This window comes from Runella zeae DSM 19591 (assembly GCF_000423565.1).
In the GTDB taxonomy this organism is placed as follows: domain Bacteria; phylum Bacteroidota; class Bacteroidia; order Cytophagales; family Spirosomataceae; genus Runella; species Runella zeae.
The window spans coordinates 83,264-100,277 of the sequence record NZ_AUIF01000045.1; the positions used below are offsets into that span (position 1 = coordinate 83,264).

Annotated in this window: 21 protein-coding genes; 20 read left to right on the forward strand and 1 reads right to left on the reverse strand. The window is 43.9% G+C overall.

The window, feature by feature from the left end; translation table 11 throughout:
• The first annotated feature begins 247 nt into the window (after positions 1 to 247).
• The 13 genes from G563_RS0114360 (at position 248) to G563_RS0114425 (ending at position 9,379) form a co-directional block, all read left to right on the forward strand.
• Positions 248 to 1,537 carry a S49 family peptidase gene (locus tag G563_RS0114360; protein WP_028665926.1) on the forward strand — a complete coding sequence of 430 codons (1,290 nt, stop codon included), beginning with the start codon at positions 248 to 250 and terminating at the stop codon, positions 1,535 to 1,537.
• Positions 1,538 to 1,570: 33 nt separating this feature from the next.
• The gene (locus tag G563_RS0114365; protein WP_028665927.1) at positions 1,571 to 2,653 is read left to right on the forward strand and encodes a hypothetical protein; all 1,083 of its coding nucleotides are present in this window, start codon (positions 1,571 to 1,573) and stop codon (positions 2,651 to 2,653) included.
• 10 nt (positions 2,654 to 2,663) lie between these two features.
• Positions 2,664 to 2,981 carry a hypothetical protein gene (locus G563_RS0114370; RefSeq protein WP_028665928.1) on the forward strand — a complete coding sequence of 106 codons (318 nt, stop codon included), beginning with the start codon at positions 2,664 to 2,666 and terminating at the stop codon, positions 2,979 to 2,981.
• Between the two features lie 33 nt (positions 2,982 to 3,014).
• Positions 3,015 to 3,560, forward strand: a complete 546-nt coding sequence (locus tag G563_RS0114375; RefSeq protein ID WP_028665929.1) for a hypothetical protein — start codon at positions 3,015 to 3,017, stop codon at positions 3,558 to 3,560.
• 1 nt (position 3,561) lies between these two features.
• On the forward strand, positions 3,562 to 3,744 hold the full coding sequence (locus G563_RS0114380) for a hypothetical protein (protein WP_028665930.1): 183 nt from the start codon (positions 3,562 to 3,564) through the stop codon (positions 3,742 to 3,744).
• 56 nt (positions 3,745 to 3,800) lie between these two features.
• A complete protein-coding gene (locus G563_RS0114385) occupies positions 3,801 to 4,382 on the forward strand; it encodes a hypothetical protein (RefSeq protein ID WP_028665931.1) in 582 nt (193 codons plus the stop codon).
• Positions 4,382 to 4,987 carry a hypothetical protein gene (locus G563_RS0114390; RefSeq protein ID WP_028665932.1) on the forward strand — a complete coding sequence of 202 codons (606 nt, stop codon included), beginning with the start codon at positions 4,382 to 4,384 and terminating at the stop codon, positions 4,985 to 4,987. Before G563_RS0114385 ends, G563_RS0114390 begins: the two co-directional genes overlap by 1 nt.
• Complete coding sequence (locus G563_RS0114395; protein ID WP_028665933.1) at positions 4,959 to 5,231, forward strand: hypothetical protein; 273 nt, start codon at positions 4,959 to 4,961, stop codon at positions 5,229 to 5,231. Before G563_RS0114390 ends, G563_RS0114395 begins: the two co-directional genes overlap by 29 nt.
• Positions 5,228 to 5,815 carry a hypothetical protein gene (locus G563_RS0114400; protein ID WP_028665934.1) on the forward strand — a complete coding sequence of 196 codons (588 nt, stop codon included), beginning with the start codon at positions 5,228 to 5,230 and terminating at the stop codon, positions 5,813 to 5,815. Before G563_RS0114395 ends, G563_RS0114400 begins: the two co-directional genes overlap by 4 nt.
• Positions 5,805 to 7,538: a hypothetical protein gene (locus G563_RS0114405; protein ID WP_028665935.1), complete on the forward strand. Its 1,734-nt coding sequence runs from the start codon at positions 5,805 to 5,807 to the stop codon at positions 7,536 to 7,538. Before G563_RS0114400 ends, G563_RS0114405 begins: the two co-directional genes overlap by 11 nt.
• 252 nt (positions 7,539 to 7,790) lie before the next feature.
• Positions 7,791 to 8,687 (forward strand): ArdC family protein, encoded by an 897-nt coding sequence (locus tag G563_RS0114415; RefSeq protein WP_028665936.1) that lies wholly within the window; start codon positions 7,791 to 7,793, stop codon positions 8,685 to 8,687.
• 43 nt (positions 8,688 to 8,730) lie between these two features.
• A complete protein-coding gene (locus tag G563_RS0114420) occupies positions 8,731 to 8,973 on the forward strand; it encodes a hypothetical protein (RefSeq protein WP_028665937.1) in 243 nt (80 codons plus the stop codon).
• A 37-nt stretch (positions 8,974 to 9,010) separates the two neighbouring features.
• Positions 9,011 to 9,379 carry a hypothetical protein gene (locus tag G563_RS0114425; RefSeq protein ID WP_028665938.1) on the forward strand — a complete coding sequence of 123 codons (369 nt, stop codon included), beginning with the start codon at positions 9,011 to 9,013 and terminating at the stop codon, positions 9,377 to 9,379.
• 359 nt (positions 9,380 to 9,738) lie between these two features.
• Here the strand turns inward: G563_RS0114425 and G563_RS38070 are convergent, their stop codons facing one another.
• Positions 9,739 to 9,942 (reverse strand): hypothetical protein, encoded by a 204-nt coding sequence (locus G563_RS38070; RefSeq protein WP_157585333.1) that lies wholly within the window; start codon positions 9,940 to 9,942, stop codon positions 9,739 to 9,741.
• An 81-nt stretch (positions 9,943 to 10,023) separates the two neighbouring features.
• Between G563_RS38070 and G563_RS0114440 the strand changes: the two genes are divergently transcribed.
• From G563_RS0114440 to G563_RS0114470, 7 genes are all read left to right on the forward strand, one after another.
• Complete coding sequence (locus G563_RS0114440) at positions 10,024 to 10,284, forward strand: hypothetical protein (protein ID WP_028665941.1); 261 nt, start codon at positions 10,024 to 10,026, stop codon at positions 10,282 to 10,284.
• Positions 10,281 to 11,648 (forward strand): hypothetical protein, encoded by a 1,368-nt coding sequence (locus tag G563_RS0114445; RefSeq protein WP_028665942.1) that lies wholly within the window; start codon positions 10,281 to 10,283, stop codon positions 11,646 to 11,648. The genes G563_RS0114440 and G563_RS0114445 overlap by 4 nt, the downstream gene beginning before the upstream one ends.
• The gene (locus tag G563_RS0114450) at positions 11,648 to 12,598 is read left to right on the forward strand and encodes a DUF6712 family protein (protein WP_028665943.1); all 951 of its coding nucleotides are present in this window, start codon (positions 11,648 to 11,650) and stop codon (positions 12,596 to 12,598) included. Before G563_RS0114445 ends, G563_RS0114450 begins: the two co-directional genes overlap by 1 nt.
• 10 nt (positions 12,599 to 12,608) lie before the next feature.
• Entirely contained in the window at positions 12,609 to 13,439 is an 831-nt protein-coding gene (locus tag G563_RS0114455; RefSeq protein WP_028665944.1) for a hypothetical protein, read from the forward strand.
• A gap of 1 nt (position 13,440) precedes the next feature.
• Positions 13,441 to 13,968 (forward strand): hypothetical protein, encoded by a 528-nt coding sequence (locus tag G563_RS0114460; protein ID WP_028665945.1) that lies wholly within the window; start codon positions 13,441 to 13,443, stop codon positions 13,966 to 13,968.
• Between the two features lie 40 nt (positions 13,969 to 14,008).
• Positions 14,009 to 15,538, forward strand: a complete 1,530-nt coding sequence (locus tag G563_RS0114465) for a hypothetical protein (RefSeq protein ID WP_028665946.1) — start codon at positions 14,009 to 14,011, stop codon at positions 15,536 to 15,538.
• Positions 15,535 to 17,014, forward strand: a 1,480-nt coding sequence (locus G563_RS0114470; protein ID WP_028665947.1) for a hypothetical protein, incomplete at its 3' end; no start/stop codon positions are given. The genes G563_RS0114465 and G563_RS0114470, both read left to right, overlap by 4 nt.

Here is a 17,014-nt window from a genome sequence, read left to right on the forward strand (position 1 = left end):
TCTTCTAACTCCCACATATTCAGAGGCTATTTCCACCCTGTCCTGATTGAGCAAATTGATAGATAGTCGTTCATACGTTTTTCAATGTTTTATATACATTATGCTTGAGTCAAGGGGCTTCTAGTATAGAGAAATAGGCTCAAATTACTTATTTATTTTTTTTGACAACCCACATTTTGCTTGTTTTCCTAACCTTTTCGCGGGGGGTGGTGTATCCTTGTATCTCTAATCTGGGATACTTCTTTTAATGGAAACACTGACTACGCATGTAACCGAACTTCTTAACTCAAATTGGCTGGTTCCCAAACACCTTGAACCTGCCCTTGGGGAGTATATCATCTCCCTTCAAAAAGAACCTGAGCCTAAAACGATTGAAAAATTAGGGCTTGGCAAAGATCGCTGGCTGGACGATGACGACGATGATTCTACGCTACAGCTCACGGAAGGTGATTCTATTTGGATAATCGATATTGAGTCCTATATGTGGCGGAGCAGCTACACCCGTAACTATGGGGTGAGCTTCTACGCTGATACCCTTGAGCGGGCTTATAAGGATCCTCAATGCAAAGGGGTAATACTACGTCTGGGCAATGGAATGGGCGGCGAACGTAAAGCCAGCTACATGTTGGCCGATACCATAAGCCGCCGCAACAAACCCGTCTCTGCCTATATTGAGTATGGGTGCGCTTATTCGGGGCATTACTTGGTAGTCTGCTCCTGCGACCTCATCATATGTTCCAACCCGACCGATAGTGTGGGTGGCATCGGTGCCTATATTAGTTACGTTGATTATTCTTCAGAAGAAGCCAAATGGGGCGTAGTTCGTAAAGACATTTACGCCAAATCTTCCCCCGACAAAAACAAGGCTACCAGAGAAGCCAAGGAGGGTAATTTTAAACTGCTCGAAGAACAAGCCGAAACCATCGCGCTTCAGTTTCAGGAGCGGGTGATTAAGGCCAGAGGTGCCAAACTTACTTCGGATGTTCCTTTGGATGGGGGCGAATTTGACGCCTCTGAAGCCCTCTCTTTAGGTCTTATTGATTTCATTGCTCCGTTTGAAGGTGCCATGAAAAAGACCATTAAGCTCGCAAATCAATCTTTTTCCAATCAAACCAATATAGATATGTTCGGATATTTAAACGCGCCAAAGCTCAAGGCTTTGAAAGGAGTATTGGCAGCAGATATCACCGAAGACCAGCTCAATGAGGCGCTGACCGAACTTCAGAATGCCAATTTAAGTGGGTTTGTTGAATTGCTGCAATCGCTCGCCAAAGACAATACCACCACCCCACCTCCTATCGATGTAAAACTCAGCGCCGAATACAAGGCATTGGAGGCACAACTTGCTACGGCCAATAACAATCTACAAAACCTGACTACGGAGCTAGCGGGCTACAAGCAACCTGGAGGGGAGCCAACTCGCTTATCTAAAAAGGCCGAGAAAATTGAAGATACGGGTAGCGAAGAGGAAGATCAGTTCTTGAGCGAAGCTGACATCAAATATCGGCAGCTCTTAAAGCAGCAAAAACCTAATTAAAGTTTTTAACCCACCTTAAATTATTTCACAACAATGGCAGTAACAAATATTGCAGCGATTCAAAACTATCAAAGTGCTTACACGCCTAAGATATTGAAGACGTTGTACGATAGCCTCTCTATCCCTAAGACCCCCGGTATTAGGACAATGAATAACCTCACCGTTGAAAAACCTTTGTGGGGCTATTCAGCTGAAGACGGCTTACAACCTAACAATCCTCAAATTGAGGATACCGACCGTCAGGATGGCACCCTTCTCATTAGAAGTATTACGCCTAAAAAGGCCATGAAAATCCTCAAAATCAATGCCGAGGAGTTTGAAGATACTTTTTTGTATGAAGGGCAGGCAGACTTAACTCAGGAGCACCCTCCACTTTTTGCGGCGACCTATTGGCAAAACCAAATGCAGAAGGTCGCTCAGGAAGTGGAAGTGAATGCTTACTTGATGAAAGATAAGTCTGTAGCCGTCAATTTCAACGCTGGCACTGCCTATACAGCTGGGCAAGTTGTCATTTTTGGAACTCTAGCCCAGTACTATCAGTGTGTCACCAACACCAGTGCGGGTGAAACCCCTGTTACCCACCCTGCCAAATGGAAATGGGCCAGCAACAAATACATTTGCGATGGTTGGGGTACGGTCTTAGCCACTGAAATCGCGGGTAGCAAAATCACCCCTGTCGTGACAGGAGCCATTACCAATGCGAATGCCTTGGACAAAATTGATGGCACAATGTGGGCCGCAGTACCCGAGCTGATGCGTCAGAAAGGCGTTAAGTTTTACGTTTCTTGGAACGTGTACGATAAACGTTTGGCGCATATGCGGGCCAAAAAAGACGCTGGAGCAACCTACTCCGAAACAGAGCTGGCACTTTACAAAGATTACATCATTGATTCGAGCCGCCGTGCCCAAATCATCCCTTGTAATTGGATGGGTGCAAGTCAACGCGTGATTGTCACCCTCGACAATAACTTAGTAATGGGAACCAATAGCTTGGATAACCTTGGCGTTTGGGGCAACCGCGTACCGATGCTTCATGGATACAAAACAATCATGAAGTTTACACTGGCCTTCCAGTTTGATGACCTCCGTTATTTAATCGTCAACGACCAAGCTTAATCCATACATAATGGCAGAAACTACAAATGATTCCAAATCTGCGGAAGTAGCAGATTTGGAAAAAGAAAACCAAGCGCTGAAGGCTCAGATTGAGGGTAAGGACAAAATCATTGAGGCGTTGAAAGTAGAGCTCAAAGAAGCGAAGGCTCCTCAGCAAGCCACCAGTGCCACACCGACCGTAAAAGTGGGGAAGGATACTTATGAAATCGTCATTGGGCGTTTCAGCTATGACGGTGAAACGTACACCGCTGCCGACGTAGCAAAAGACGAAAAATTGGCAGCTGCTTTGGTAAAAGAAGGCTCCGGCGTGTTGGTGAAAAAATCCTAGTTCAATCACTGAAGATCTTTAAACTTTAATCTAATGCCTGCTTCTTACAAGAATTTATTCCCAGATTGGGGCAACGAAAAAAGCCGCATGGGGGGCATTGCCCAAACCATTTATTTGATTCCGGTGGGCGACATCGAAACTTGGGCGAGTCCCGCCGTGAACGCTGCTGGTGAGGCCAAGTTTGTTCACTCAGTTCCTTTCGTCCCCAAAACAGATAAAGGCTTTCTTAAAGCCTACGTAACCCCTACCACGGGAGAGCTCTCTATGCCGGCTATTGGCGGGCGTGACGGTGGAGGTTTTGATGCTAGCGTCAAAATCTTTATTCCTGGCAATGATGTCTATCTTAACTACATTGCCAACGTAGCACAATCGGACGTATTTATCGCCCTGATTCCTGACAACGACGGCACCACCATCAACCAGATTGGGGATGCTTCTCATTTCTGTCATCTCAAACTTGGCTACAAAACCGATACTGAAGATGCGGAACACGGCAAAGGGTACGAAGGTGAAATCACCGCTAAAGTACCCCATAAGTACTTGTATACCGCAGCAATCCCCCTAAAACCTGCAACATAACATGGCAAACAACAATAAGCCAGGTGAGGCACAAGAAACGCCCACCGTCGCCCATAAGTATGAACTTGTTTACCCCATAAATTTTCAAGGGAAAGACTACAACCCTAAAACGGTATCCCAGAAAGAATTAGAGTTTTTGGCCCAATTTCCTCCTGAGCAAATGCCGTTTTTAAAAGTCTTGTAATCATATCGTTGTAAAAATAAAAAGCCAGGCATGTTGCTTGGCTTTTTTTGAAAAACATGAGCGCCATTGATGATATCAAAGCTTGGTTAGAAGAACCCACCTATTGGGAGGGCGTGCAGCTCTACTGCACGCACGGCACTAATGCTTATCTCAAAGAACAATTTCAGGAAAGTTCTGAAAGTTGGCTAAGGGCGTTGCTAACCAGTGAACTTACTGAGTTATTGCAAGCTTTTGAAGCAGCAGAGAAAGCCAAGGTCAACGCTCGACCCGCTGAAATCACGACCTTGCTCAAAGAAGCTCAAAGCCTCATGGACGAACGTTCCGCCTTAAAAGAAAGAGCAAGATTATATATAGAGCAGGGACACGATGCCAGCCAAGAATTACAACGCATCGCTAAACGTATCATGGGGGAGATCAAACCTCGTTTGGACGAAATCTTTGGTTTGCGGGATTTTTACGACGCCAATGGCTATTTGCCTCAATCGGCTGAAGTCGCCATTCAAACTGTGGCCAGTCTGGTGAAAAGACGTAATACGCTGCGGACTTACCTCAGTCGAACCAAGGGGAACAGTTCCAAATTGGAGCTTTGGAGAGCCGAATTATTCGAGATTGAAAACAAAATCAAAAGCCTTGAGTAATGCTTTTTACCGTTTCAGAATTGGAGCAACCGAATCATACGATTCAATCCGCCTCTATCAGTGGCCGAGATTACTTTGATCATTTCGTTCGTGCTGGGGTGAGAGATAAAATTGAGGAGGTGTTTCCTTTGCTTGAGCAAAAAATCTACATCGATTTTGTAAGCAAAGGGGACTGGAGTACGCACGAGCTGGTATTCTGGATCTTGAGTCAAACCGGGCCCGCTGATTTATACATTGCCACTTGGAGCATGACCGAAAACGCCGCTCGTATGCTAATAGACGCCAAGCAAAAGGGCGTAATTCGAAAAATATTTTGCCTTTTTGATTACCGCATCAAAGTCAGATACCCCGATGTCAATGATTTTGTCAAACAACACTTCGAACGAACCGGCATTGATAACTCTCACGCCAAAGTAACCGTGATTGTCAATGACAAATGGGCAGTTAGGATTCTTGGTTCCTCCAATTTCACGAACAATCCACGCATCGAGGTAGGGACATTGGTAGTTGATCAACAGAAAGCCGAACTTCACATTAATTGGATTCTTGCAGTATTAAACAATCAAGACTACTTCGATGAATCAGGAAACACTCAACGAAATTGAAAGGCTTGCGGGGCTGTTTATGCAACCAGAAGCCATTGCCGTCATCATCGGCATAAGTAGTGAAGACTTTTGGGAAGAACTCTATGATACCGAATCCCCCATTTACATTCACTATTACCGAGGTAAGTACAAAAGCGAAGCTGAACTGAGACAGGCCATTGTAAAATTAGCCAAACAAGGAAGCAGCCCCGCTCAGGGCATGGCCATCAAATTTTTGAATGAAATCAAGACGGAAGAAGCATGAGTCTGGAAAAATTTGAACTTGAAGAAACCTTTGAAGAACTCAAGCGAGCTGAACTTGAGGAAGGCTACCAACTGCCTAGTAAATTAGCCGACGAAGCCCGGCTCGTCAGTGCCGCCATGAACATCATGGGAGAAAAAAGAGCTTTGTACTGGCAGGATAAACGCATCATCAAAGAGATGATGATTCGGTGTTTATGTGACGAAAAAAAAGCCCGAAAGTCACTTCGGTTTGCCAAACAATTACTGGTTTTTCTAAACCCCGTCAATCAAGAGCTTGAAAAAATCCGGCTGATTGATTCTATCAAAACCAATGCCATGAAATCCTCAGTTGCCAACACTGCTAAGGATAGGCAAGTAATCAGTGCCGAACACAAAAACCTAATCAAACTGTTGGGTTTGGACAAAGAGCAACCGGAACAAAATTCCGCTGGTCTCCACGTCATCATCATCAATCACGACCCAAGCCTACTAGGAGGACAAAAACGGCCTAATTTGTTACAAGACATTGCCAAAGAACTCCGTAAGATTGAGAAGCAGCAAGAAACTGATTTTACCGACTTTGAAATGATTGACGATGAGGATTGAAAACAAGGATTTTGAAGAAATTATTCACTGGAATAAACAATCATCCATTACCTTAGGACAATTGACGGATGATGTATTCGTCCCTTCAGAAGTAAATTTCCAAGTTCAGCACAGAACCGAATCCCAAATCAAAATGGCCTTTGTAGATGCCAATGAATCCACCTTGGTCATGCCTCGTGGAACGGGCAAAACGGAGTACATTCACGCCTATCGCTCGTTTAAGTGCATGACCCGAATGCCAGGAGCAAGGGGCGGGTTTGTAGGGCGCTCGTATGCCAAGCTGATGGAAAATATCTTGCCTGGTCTTATCAAGGGTTGGAAAGCATTGGGATGGCGTCGCAACGAACATTACTGGGTAAAAGAAAAGCCCCCTAAAAGCCTCGAAATACCTGCACCCTACGGCGAATCACTAGACTCTAGCCACAGCATATTTTGCTACACTGGAGCGGCCATGAGCATGATTAGTCAAGACCGCAAGGGAAGTGCCAATTCGATGACTTTGCATTGGGTTCAAGGCGATGAGCTTAAGTTTCTCGACCGTAATAGCATCGATACCGAGTTGAGGCAAGCCAACCGTGGCGACACCCACCTTGAGTTCTCTCATCTCCCCGAATTCCACAGTTGGTTATGGACAACCGATATGCCTACTTCTAGGGAGGGTATGTGGATACTGGAGCAAGAAAAGAAAATGCAACCTGATAGGGTGCAATTGCTGCTTGATATACAGGTGGAGCGTTATGAACTTGTAGAAAAACTCATGCTCGCGGATGTTTCACGTCGCAAAGGGATTCTTGATAAAATTGCCCAGTTGGATAAGTATTGGGATGCAATCAGAGCGCATACGTTTTGGTACCACGAACCCCAAGGCCATGACAACATCGATGGTTTTGGCAAGAAACAAATCCTTGACCTCAAGCGTACCCTACCGACCTTTATCTTTAGAACTTCTATTCTTAACAAAAGGCCATACCTGTCTGAAAATGCTTTTTATCCTGACCTCAAAGACCGCTTGCACTGTTATGACGCCACCGATGAGGGCTACATTGATAGGAACTTAGATGCTATCTTAGACAGGGATATGAAGTTAGATGATTGTCGCAAGGATGCTGATTTAGATACTAACTTACCCCTTCATATTGCCCTTGATTATGGCTCTAGTTTCAACGCCCTATGTGTAGGGCAGATTCAAAAGAACCGTCTTTTGTTTGTCAATGCCATGTATGTCAAACACCCCCAAAGACTAGCCCATTTAATAACCAATTTCGTCAACTATTACCGATTCCACCCTACCAAGACCGTTATCTTTCATTATGACCACACCGCATTCCAAGGGAGTAATGCACTGATTGATATTAAATACGCTGATGAAGTAATCGGACTACTGAAGGCTGCCCACTGGAACGTTATCAAGAATTACATTGGGCACACGCCCTCACCTGAAACACGCTATGAAGATTGGGGAAAATCATTTAAAGGGACTGACCCAAGCGTTTACCCTGTGCTATTTAATAGGGACAACTGCGAATATTTATTGACTGCGATGCGGTTGACGTCTTTGAAAGAAGGTTCTAAAAATTATCAAAAGGATAAGACCGACGAAAGAAACCCCAACGTTGACCAGCTAGAAACTACCCACTTTCCCGACGCCGCCGACACCCTACTACTAGGTACGAAGTTTTTTAAGCGGAAAAGTAAAGGTTTGGATTTTGACGTGGCCGCCTGACCTGTTTTTTTGTCCCCCCCTATCACATACCGCCGACAATCCCCCCCCTGCAATTGCACTTTTTCTCAGTGCGTTGGGGGGGACTTCGTCCTAAAGAGCATTTATAAAGATGAAAAAATCTTTATAAATGGTTGAAAATGACCTGTTTTTGCACAAAAAAATTGCATCTTTTTTTGTGCAAATGGTTGCAAAATATAGAGAAAATCACTATTTTAGTATTGGTAATCAACCACTTAACAAATTTAAAGAACAATGAAAAGCACAGTTATCTTTGAAGAGATAACCAGAAAGGTTATTGCTTCACTTGAACAAGGTCATGCCCCTTGGCGCAAAACTTGGAAGTTCACAGGCATTCCGCCCCAGAACCATTTTAGCGGCCACGTCTACAGGGGAATTAATTCACTTTTATTCAACATGGAAGATTTGCAAACCCCTTATTTTGGGACGTTTGAACAAATCACCAAGGCAGGAGGGCGAATCAAAAAAGGCAGTAAAGCCTTTAACGTTTACTTTAATGACCTACTTATCTATGACAAAAACGGCAAAAGGGTAAAAGAGGAAACGTTTAAACAAATGACCAAAACGCAACGCGAAGAATGTCGAAGGATTAAGTTTATCCGCCAATGGCCTGTTTTTAATATGGGATGCGTCGAAGGTATCCCCGTCAAACCTTCTGTTTTAGAAGGAGAGTTTACCCCTCATGAACGTATAGCGCAATGCGAACAGTTTATAAAGGGAGTCCCTAAACCTCCTACCATTAAAGAGAGTTTACACTCACGGGCTTTTTATGCACCGCTTTTAGATACTATCCAAATCCCCCTTATTCAACAATTTGAAAGCCCTGAATTTTATTACTCCATTTTGATTCATGAGCTTGCCCACTCCACGGGACACCCTGACCGCTTAAACCGTTCTACCTTGGTAGAATATGCCCCTTTTGGCTCACAAACCTACAGTAAAGAGGAGCTTTGCGCCGAAATTACGACTTGTTTTGCCTGTAACTATCTAGGAATAGATACCCCACAACTCCAAACCAACTCTCAAGCCTATATCAAAGGATGGCTTGGCAAATTGCACGATGACCCCAAATTTGTTTGGGAGGCTGCCGTATTAGCCCAACGTGCTTTTGAATACCTAACCGCGCACTAATTTTAGTGGTCATATATTAATTTACTTAACAAATTTTAAAGCAATGAGCATCCATTTAATCCCCTTGTTTTCGGTCGAAGGCCAAAAACAAGAGGCCATCAAAGAACTGCGTAAACGCAACTATATGATGGCCGTAGTCTACGAACTGGAGCAAGAACGCACCAGTAGAATCCAATACTCCTACCAAATTATAGAAGTTACCTCTATCCGCGTTGGGCAAGAATGGCAAGCTCCGCCCGGATGGATAGGCCGAGTAAGAGCCGTGATTTTCCCTTGGGAAGTATAACAAATATTATTCTTTACACTTAACAAATTTTAAAGCAATGGCAGTACAACCAAAAACCCCACATAACAACGAAGAGGTAAAAAGCACCCTCAAAACTACGCCTGAATTACCGATGGATTTTTCTATGAAATTGAACGCTATCAAACGGGCCGAGCAATTACATGATAACTTGCACCGCATGGAAATCACCAAAACCCTTTTGGAAAGCTTTAAACTAGAAGAATTAAACAATACCCACGCCCAACCCCATTTAACCATTAAGGATTCGGGATACAGTTCTATCGAGTTTAAAACCTCAAACTCGATAATCATTAAAGAGGTCATTACTTTTATTGGGGAAGTCGTAAACCAAAAAATACAGCATCTTAAAGATGAAATAGCCGCTTTTGAGCTACCCAAAATCTAGGTAAATCCTGCTTCTTTTTCTTTTAGCCCTTCCGTTTGCAGCCCGCTGTAAATGGTAGGGCTTTTTTTGTAGCGACTTCTTTCTTTGGTCGCCCAAAGAAAGAAGCAAAGAAAGGGCGCAACTCACAGCCCCACTCGCTAATATGGTGTGCTGAGATAAGTTGGCAGAAAAAACCAACAAATCTTCAGCACGGGTGCCCATTTGTACTTTTCTGTCATTTCGATCAATCCGGCTTCGCTCTGGCTTGTCTTCATTCCGCCAAAGTACAAACCAGCACTTTTGTACGTTTTGAACTGCTTCGCAAAAACAAAAAAGCCCGAAGGTAATACCAACGGGCTTTTCCAAATTACTTAACAAATTTAAAGATTTTTAGGAGGCTGCCATCGTGGATTAGTTACCAATCGATAGCCGGCCATCTTGAGATATTTCGTCATGGTGTCTAGCTTCAGTGTACCTTTCTCCAACCGTGCTTTGAGAGAAAGACGCGTACTATCATTTCCTCCCATCTTTACCCACCTGTACCTACTTCTTACGAGCGAACGAAACGCTTCTTCTGTAGTCATTGAAGCCATATACAAAGATACAAAAAATGCCTTGTTTTCCTTTCAGCTGGGTAAAAATCCTTGCTTTTTGCGAACAAAAAAATGATGCTAAAAAGCAAAGATGTTGAACAACTTATCAAAGAAAAATTGGCATCAGGCAGACCCAAACCTTTTTCTATTCTTTGGCTCAGTTACGACAAACAGCGAGATACCGCCGGACGAGTGATGAAAATGGACAGAGCGGTATTGGTGAGTCATTATACCAAGGAGCGTATCATCAAAATCACTCCTTACGGCCTAAATGCTATTACCTCCGTTCATTATGACCTTATCTTATATCTTAACGAAACACCTACTACATGAGTAATATAGAATATTTCCCTGGGCAAGATTATGATGTGGCCATTCTCAAAGAAAGTGGGGTTAGTGTATTTTTCAAAAATTCGTCTCCTAGTACGCGCCCCGGCACCACTCCCACGATGCCCATTGTAGATCCATATTATCCTCGAATTATGGATGATGTAGAACACTGGGGAGAGGCTAACGATTTTCCCCAGCGGGTTATTGAGTTGTATTCCAAGGATCCTATCATCCCAAAGACCTTAGATCGGTTGGCGACCAAAATAATCGGCAATGGGCTAATGGCCGTAGAAGTAATCAATACAAATACTGACGGTACCGAAGTCTACAAATCTATCGCTGACCGTGAGATTAAAGATTTCTTGAATGACCCAAGTTTTGCCAAGTACCTGCGCGAGACTGCGGTAGATTTATCTTGGTTTTTCAACGGTTGGAGCGAATTGATTCTTTCAGAAAACCGAAAACGTATCACGTCCATTATTCATCAAGAAGCTGCTTATGGCCGATGGTCTAAACAAGACATAAAATCGGGACGCTGCGAGTTTGTGTTGTTAAACGCCAATTGGCCCGATGTACATTTTAAGGATCCTTATACCAAAAAACTGAAAGCCATTGACCCTTATTGGTTCAATAATCCTGAAGTCATCGCCAATGACAGTAGGTATAACTACATCTATCCAGTGAGTTATCCCACTCCGGGCAAAACCTTCTATCAGTTAGCGCACCACGACAGTATACGTACGAGTGGATGGCTTGAAGTGCATTTGGCCATTCCTAAGTTCAAAAAGTACTTAATGGAAAACCAAATGACTATCAAGTACCACTGGAAGGTAGACGAAAGATATTGGGAGCATCGATACGGCGACCGCTGGGAGAAAGGATCTAAGGAGGAGCGGCAAAGTATTCGTTTAGAATGGTTGAAGGAAATGGACACTAAACTAGCCAACATTACCAAAACGGGTAATTCAATCACCACTCCTAAATTTTGGGATGAGGTAAAGGGACAGTACCAAGAATACATTGAACTTGATTTTGTACCAGATCCTAAACTCGATGGCAAATATCTGGAGGACAATGTAGAGGCCGCCGCCAATATCTTTTATGCCTTGGGCGAGGATCCTACTACCGCCGGATTTATGGGAACTACCAAAGGCTCACAAAGTTCGGGAGGAAGCAACAAGCGTGAAGCATGGTTGATTGCCATTGCCCTTTTGAAGCCCTACCGAGATGCGCTACTCGAACCTTTGCATTTTGTAGCTAAATATAATGGTTGGCTACGGCGCTACCCTGATTTGAAGTTTATCTTCAAAGATACCATTCTGACTACTTTAAATACTGGAAAATCAACCGAATCAATCGTATCCTAATGGCTCTCTTCAAAAATATTGATGATGTATATAAACATGTGGGCTTTAATCTCTCTTTTGAGTTCACGGACATTGCGCCTTATTTAGAGGATGTGGAGGCAGGCGAACTTATACAATTCGTGGGGATTGGATTGTACGATAGAATTAACAATAAACTTGCATCTGACAACCCCTCGCTCTCAGAAATTGAACAAAAATGCCTTGATTTAATGCGTCGATATGTGTCTAGGTTAGCTACGGTCAAATGGCTACCAATGGGACAAGTACAGTTTGGGAGAGATGGTATCACCACCGTAGGGAAATCCGAAAGTAGAACCGCCGCTTATGATCAGCAAATTGAAAGAATAGCTTTTTCACTATTGGAACTAGCGGCCAGTAGCCTAGAGCGGCTCTTAAGTTGGCTTGAAACCACTAACTCACTGACAGCCCTTACAGAATACACAAACGCTCCTCAGCGTATCGCTAACAATAAGCTTTACATCAAAAGTGCCGTAGAGTTCTCAGCGTACTATTCAATCTTGGATAATGCTCTCACCTTTCACGCTCTTAAACCCACTATTTCCCGGATTGAAACACAAATGGTGATGCCTCTTTTGGGAGATATGTACGAAACACTGAAGGGGCAAATTTCGGAGCCGCTTCAAATAAAATTGCGAGAAACGGTTAAATACTACATTGCTTTTCAAACCGTGGCGGAGGTTATTGAACTAGAACAAAGTATCCAACTCAATGCTAATGGTTTGAGGGTATATTATGGCTCACAATACATCAATGCCAAATACTTTATGCCTCCTTCAGAGGCTCAACGGCTCGTATCGATGCAAGCTGCCCAGCGCCGAGCCGCCATGTATTGGACACAAATAACCACCCTCCTCAATGAAATAAACGGAGTAGTCGAAGCTGCTCCCGTGGTATGGATTGTAAGCACAGATAAGATTGTCGGATTTTAAATAAATCAAAATGAAACCTCACGTCATCGAACTCAACATAAACAACAATCTACATCGATACACCGGGCCACGATGCTGGAATGATTTAAGCAAAAAACAGTATGAAAAGCTTTTTAAAGTAGGTAATGTTTTGACTGACAAACCCCATTCTTTGTTTGCCCTTCCAGAAATACTCTTCAAAATTCCGCCTACTATGCTTAATTATCTTTTTGACAAGGATGCCATGTCAAGCATAGGAATCATTGGGGAGGATGATCAAGATGCTACGATTCAACTAGGAAATAGTTTATTAGAACTCTGTCAAAATGTAGCCCGAAGCCAAGCCCCTGACAAATGGTTTTTAGACTGCTTTAAACACAAAGAAGCTACCTTTTGGGGTCCACAAGATCGCTTAGCGAACCTTGACTTTGAAGAGTTTTGGTTTACTGAAGCAGCTTATGAGTCTGGCAACTACGATGAGCTAGTCTCTATTTTGTACTGTGCAAATGGTAAAAAGATACGAGCTCCTTTTTCTGAAAAGAGAGTAATACAGTCTGAAAAGTTTGCAAAGTCTTTAAGTACTCTCGAAAAACAGATGATTGCATTCAACTACGAAGGCTGTAGATTGAGTTTCCGTACTCCTTTTCCTAACGTATTTAAAACCCAAACAGAGGCCCAGAAAAAGAAGAGCAACTCTTCCAGCTCCTGGCTTCAGATTGCTATCGGTATGGCCGAAGATAAGTCCTTAGAGTTTGAAAGCCTGAAGCGACAAAATCTGCTCGTAGCCCTGCAAATGCTTGAAAGTAAAATAGTCAAAGCGAAGGAACTTCAAAAGAAGCTCAAAAACACCCCAAAACACTGATATGATTGCTGATACTATTCTTGATTTTTATATTGACTATTTTCAAGACCTTGCCACGGTTTTGTATAGTCATGCAAGTACATCGCCTCGTTTTTTTCTGGCGTCCAAGGATATGAACTATAGTGAATTCACCGCCGCCTTACGGCGCATCGTCAAAGGGAAACATATGATTTTATTTGTACCAGACGATGAAATACAGCTCTCAATGGACAACCCCCGTGGTGTTATTAGAGGAAGCTTCGCTATCGTTGATATTTTTGAACAAGGCAACCCTTCAAACATTGTTAAGAAACAAAAAGAGTGCAGAAATGAGGTAAGGGCTATTTTGATGCGCATGAAACGGGAATCAAACGTATGTTTCCCTGAAGCAAATGAGCCCGGAAGCTTGTTTCAAAATCACATTAAAAATTTATCGAACTCAAACGGCAACGCTACTCCCGTCATTGATAATATCATTACGGGTTGGGAGTGTGAGTTCGAATGGAAGTTTGAAGAAAATATCAATTTCGGTACTGACGCTTTCGCTTAGTTTCCTTCTTTTTTGTGACTTGTAAAAGCACTTTTGGGGAATGGTAGCGGCACAAATCTCACCCCCCGAAAATGGCTTCAGCAAAGACCGATTAGTTTATCGGTTTCAGGCGGATGACTACATCCAGTCTCCTGGAAGCTATGCGGTAAATCGACTTTATTTCACGGCAGCTGTACCCTCCAATATTACGATTCAGATTCGCTTCAATGGGCAAACACAAACCTTTACAGTCGTGTCGGCTGGCAATCCTAGTAATGGGACTAATCTGATTGCCGGAAATGGTTCTTTGACTTATGCACAATCTCTCTTGCCTTATTTCAATGCCAATACATTTTTGAGCAAGTACTTTACGATGTCGGCGCCCAACAACCTTGATTTTCCATCAGTCGTATTTACTGCTAAACAAAAAGGGAAAGCTTACGAGTTTGTGGAGGTAACTTTTGCTTGGGGGAAACTCCAAGTCCAAACCGCTGCTACGGACTTTGCGCTTCGCTCTAATCACTGTATCCTTTTTCAACTGAAGCTTGAACAAGAAGACGGGAGCACTTTTGACAAAATCTATGAAACATATTTGCCCACTACTGTTAGCGGAAAAGCTGAAATAGATGTAGCAGACATTCTCAACAGTCATTTACAGTTATCTGTTGAACGGCCTATTTGGGGCGAGAGGGATCCAGTAGTAAGCCGCAAGAGTACAAGGCGCTATCAAGTGGAAGTAGCTGAAGCTTACGGCACTCCCCTACAACTACAGACCTCTAATACGCTCCCTACCAAAAGGGTATTTTGGGGAGGAAGTGGGTATAGTAAGCCCCATGAGATGAGCTACCTAATATATGGTAACAGCAAAATGATTGCCCTGAAAAATGGCCCTGACATAAGATTTGTCATGACTGATGAACCTCAGTGGCTTACTTTTTATGGTGCTTTGGGTGCGTCGAATGCGCTATATCGTATTGAAATCACCTGGCACGACAACAGCGTCACTACCCACACTTTACAAACTGTCGCGGTTTGGCAATATGGCCAAAAAGTCATTTTCACCGCTGGCCATAATCAATTGAATCTTCCCTCTTACACAAGCACCCAGAAAAGGGTTAAAGAATATACTCTGTACATCGTGGAAGGAGCAACCGAGATTAGTAGACGCTACCGGTATATTGTGGATGCCAACCTACGCGACCGCAGAAAATATTTTGTGTATCTAAATTCTCTTGGAGCTTGGGAGGTGTTGGTAGCCAAGGGCATCGAAGAAAGACGAGTAGAGTACAATTTACTCAAAGCTACGAAACGCCTAAGTTACCCAAACGTAACAGGGGATGCTGAAGAATTTCAGTACCACGGCGATTATACGCAATCTTTCACCTGCAATACAGGCTATCAAAGCCGAGACGAACAGAAGCGTTTCCGTGATTTTGTTTTGTCCCCTTACAAATATCGTTTTTTCAACGGAACGGTAGCCCCGGTCATTGTGACCGATGAACGCCACTCAGAAAATGCGGACGAAGATAACCGACTCTTTGTCTCATTCAATTATAGGTACGCATTCAAATCCAACGCATTGTTACAATGAATAATGATTTTAACGGCAACACTTTTCCACCTCCTCGTTTTCAACCAGAGGGACCCCTAGAGTTAGGAAAAGAAGCTCCTATACCTATCGTGATTGATGCTGCTCCTACCCAGGGAAGTGGAAACGCGGTAAGTTCAAACGGGGTACATCAAGCATTGCAGGACTTTGAACCAATCATCAATCCTCAATCTGGAGATGATAGCACTGATTATGTCTATATCGGGAATAAAACATGGCGCAATTTACGTACTTGGATAAATCACTTGATTGATAATGCAGTTCAGCAAGGACTCACTACCATCACTTGGGATACTGTTAGTGGCTTCCCTGATTTTCTTCTCGAAGAAGCCGACCCGACAGTTCCAGCATATGTAAAAAGTATTACTGAAGAGCAAAAAGAAGCCCTTGCATGGTTCGCTTCTAACTTCTCGCGTGATAGCCTGACGCCTGGACACGTCGTAGTAATTGGGCAAGATGGCGACAGCCTACAGATTATGCCCTTGGGCGAACTGCTTACGCCCTTTTTTCCGGCTCTTTCGTCGGTTCTCAGTGGGGTAGTGGCACCGATCACGAGTCTTTCTATCGTGCAGCAGGTAGATGATATTAACGTCACTTGGACAGACATCACCCGCAAAGCAGGTTATTATCAGGTGGAAATGCGTCACCGTATTCAGTCCGGGGATTGGACTGAATACGTGCTGCTTAATCAACCGGACTTTTCGGTGAAAGAACATCTGTGGCAACGTACCTATATTCCTACGGGGGTAACACACGTAGGGGTTCGGGTACGCTATCTTGACAAAGAGAATGTCCCCTCTGAATGGAAATTGGCCGAAACTACCTTCAATTCAAATGCGCCAGTAATAACCGAAACGCTCTATGAGCGGGTGGCCTTTTCGGGTCGCTGGTGGAGTCAAGGGGCCGTGGTGGAAGAAACGCAGTACGAGCGGGTGGCCTATTCTGGTCGCTGGTGGAGCGAAACAGTGGCACCGGAGCCAGAAGGGGATACGCCTCCTACAGCTCCTAATCCTATCATAGTAGCCCGCAACGCGGCTAACCAGATCAATGTGACGATTCCGTTGGAACTGCCTCATAATCCTTTGAGATTGTTTGAAATAAATTACCGAGTTGTCGGCACGGAGGCTTGGCGGGTCTACACTAACACGGGTTTGTTGGCTGCTCCCGCGACTCCTGCGCTGCTGAGCGGCCCCACCAATGGACAAGCAAACTTTTCGTTTCTGCTCCAAAACGCCTACTTCACCCAAGGCCGCATCGAGGCGCGCGCCCGGAGCTGGCAAAACAGCGTTGCTTCTCCTTGGAGTACAATCGTAGCCGAGCCAATCAGTGGGGGCGGTGGTGGTAGTACCACGCTGCCAAGCAGCTACGTACTTCACTACTATATGAGTCAAGCCAACGGCTTTTTGGACTTGGTAGTTGAAAAGGGAGTAGATGGGCTACCCTATATCAGCGATAATG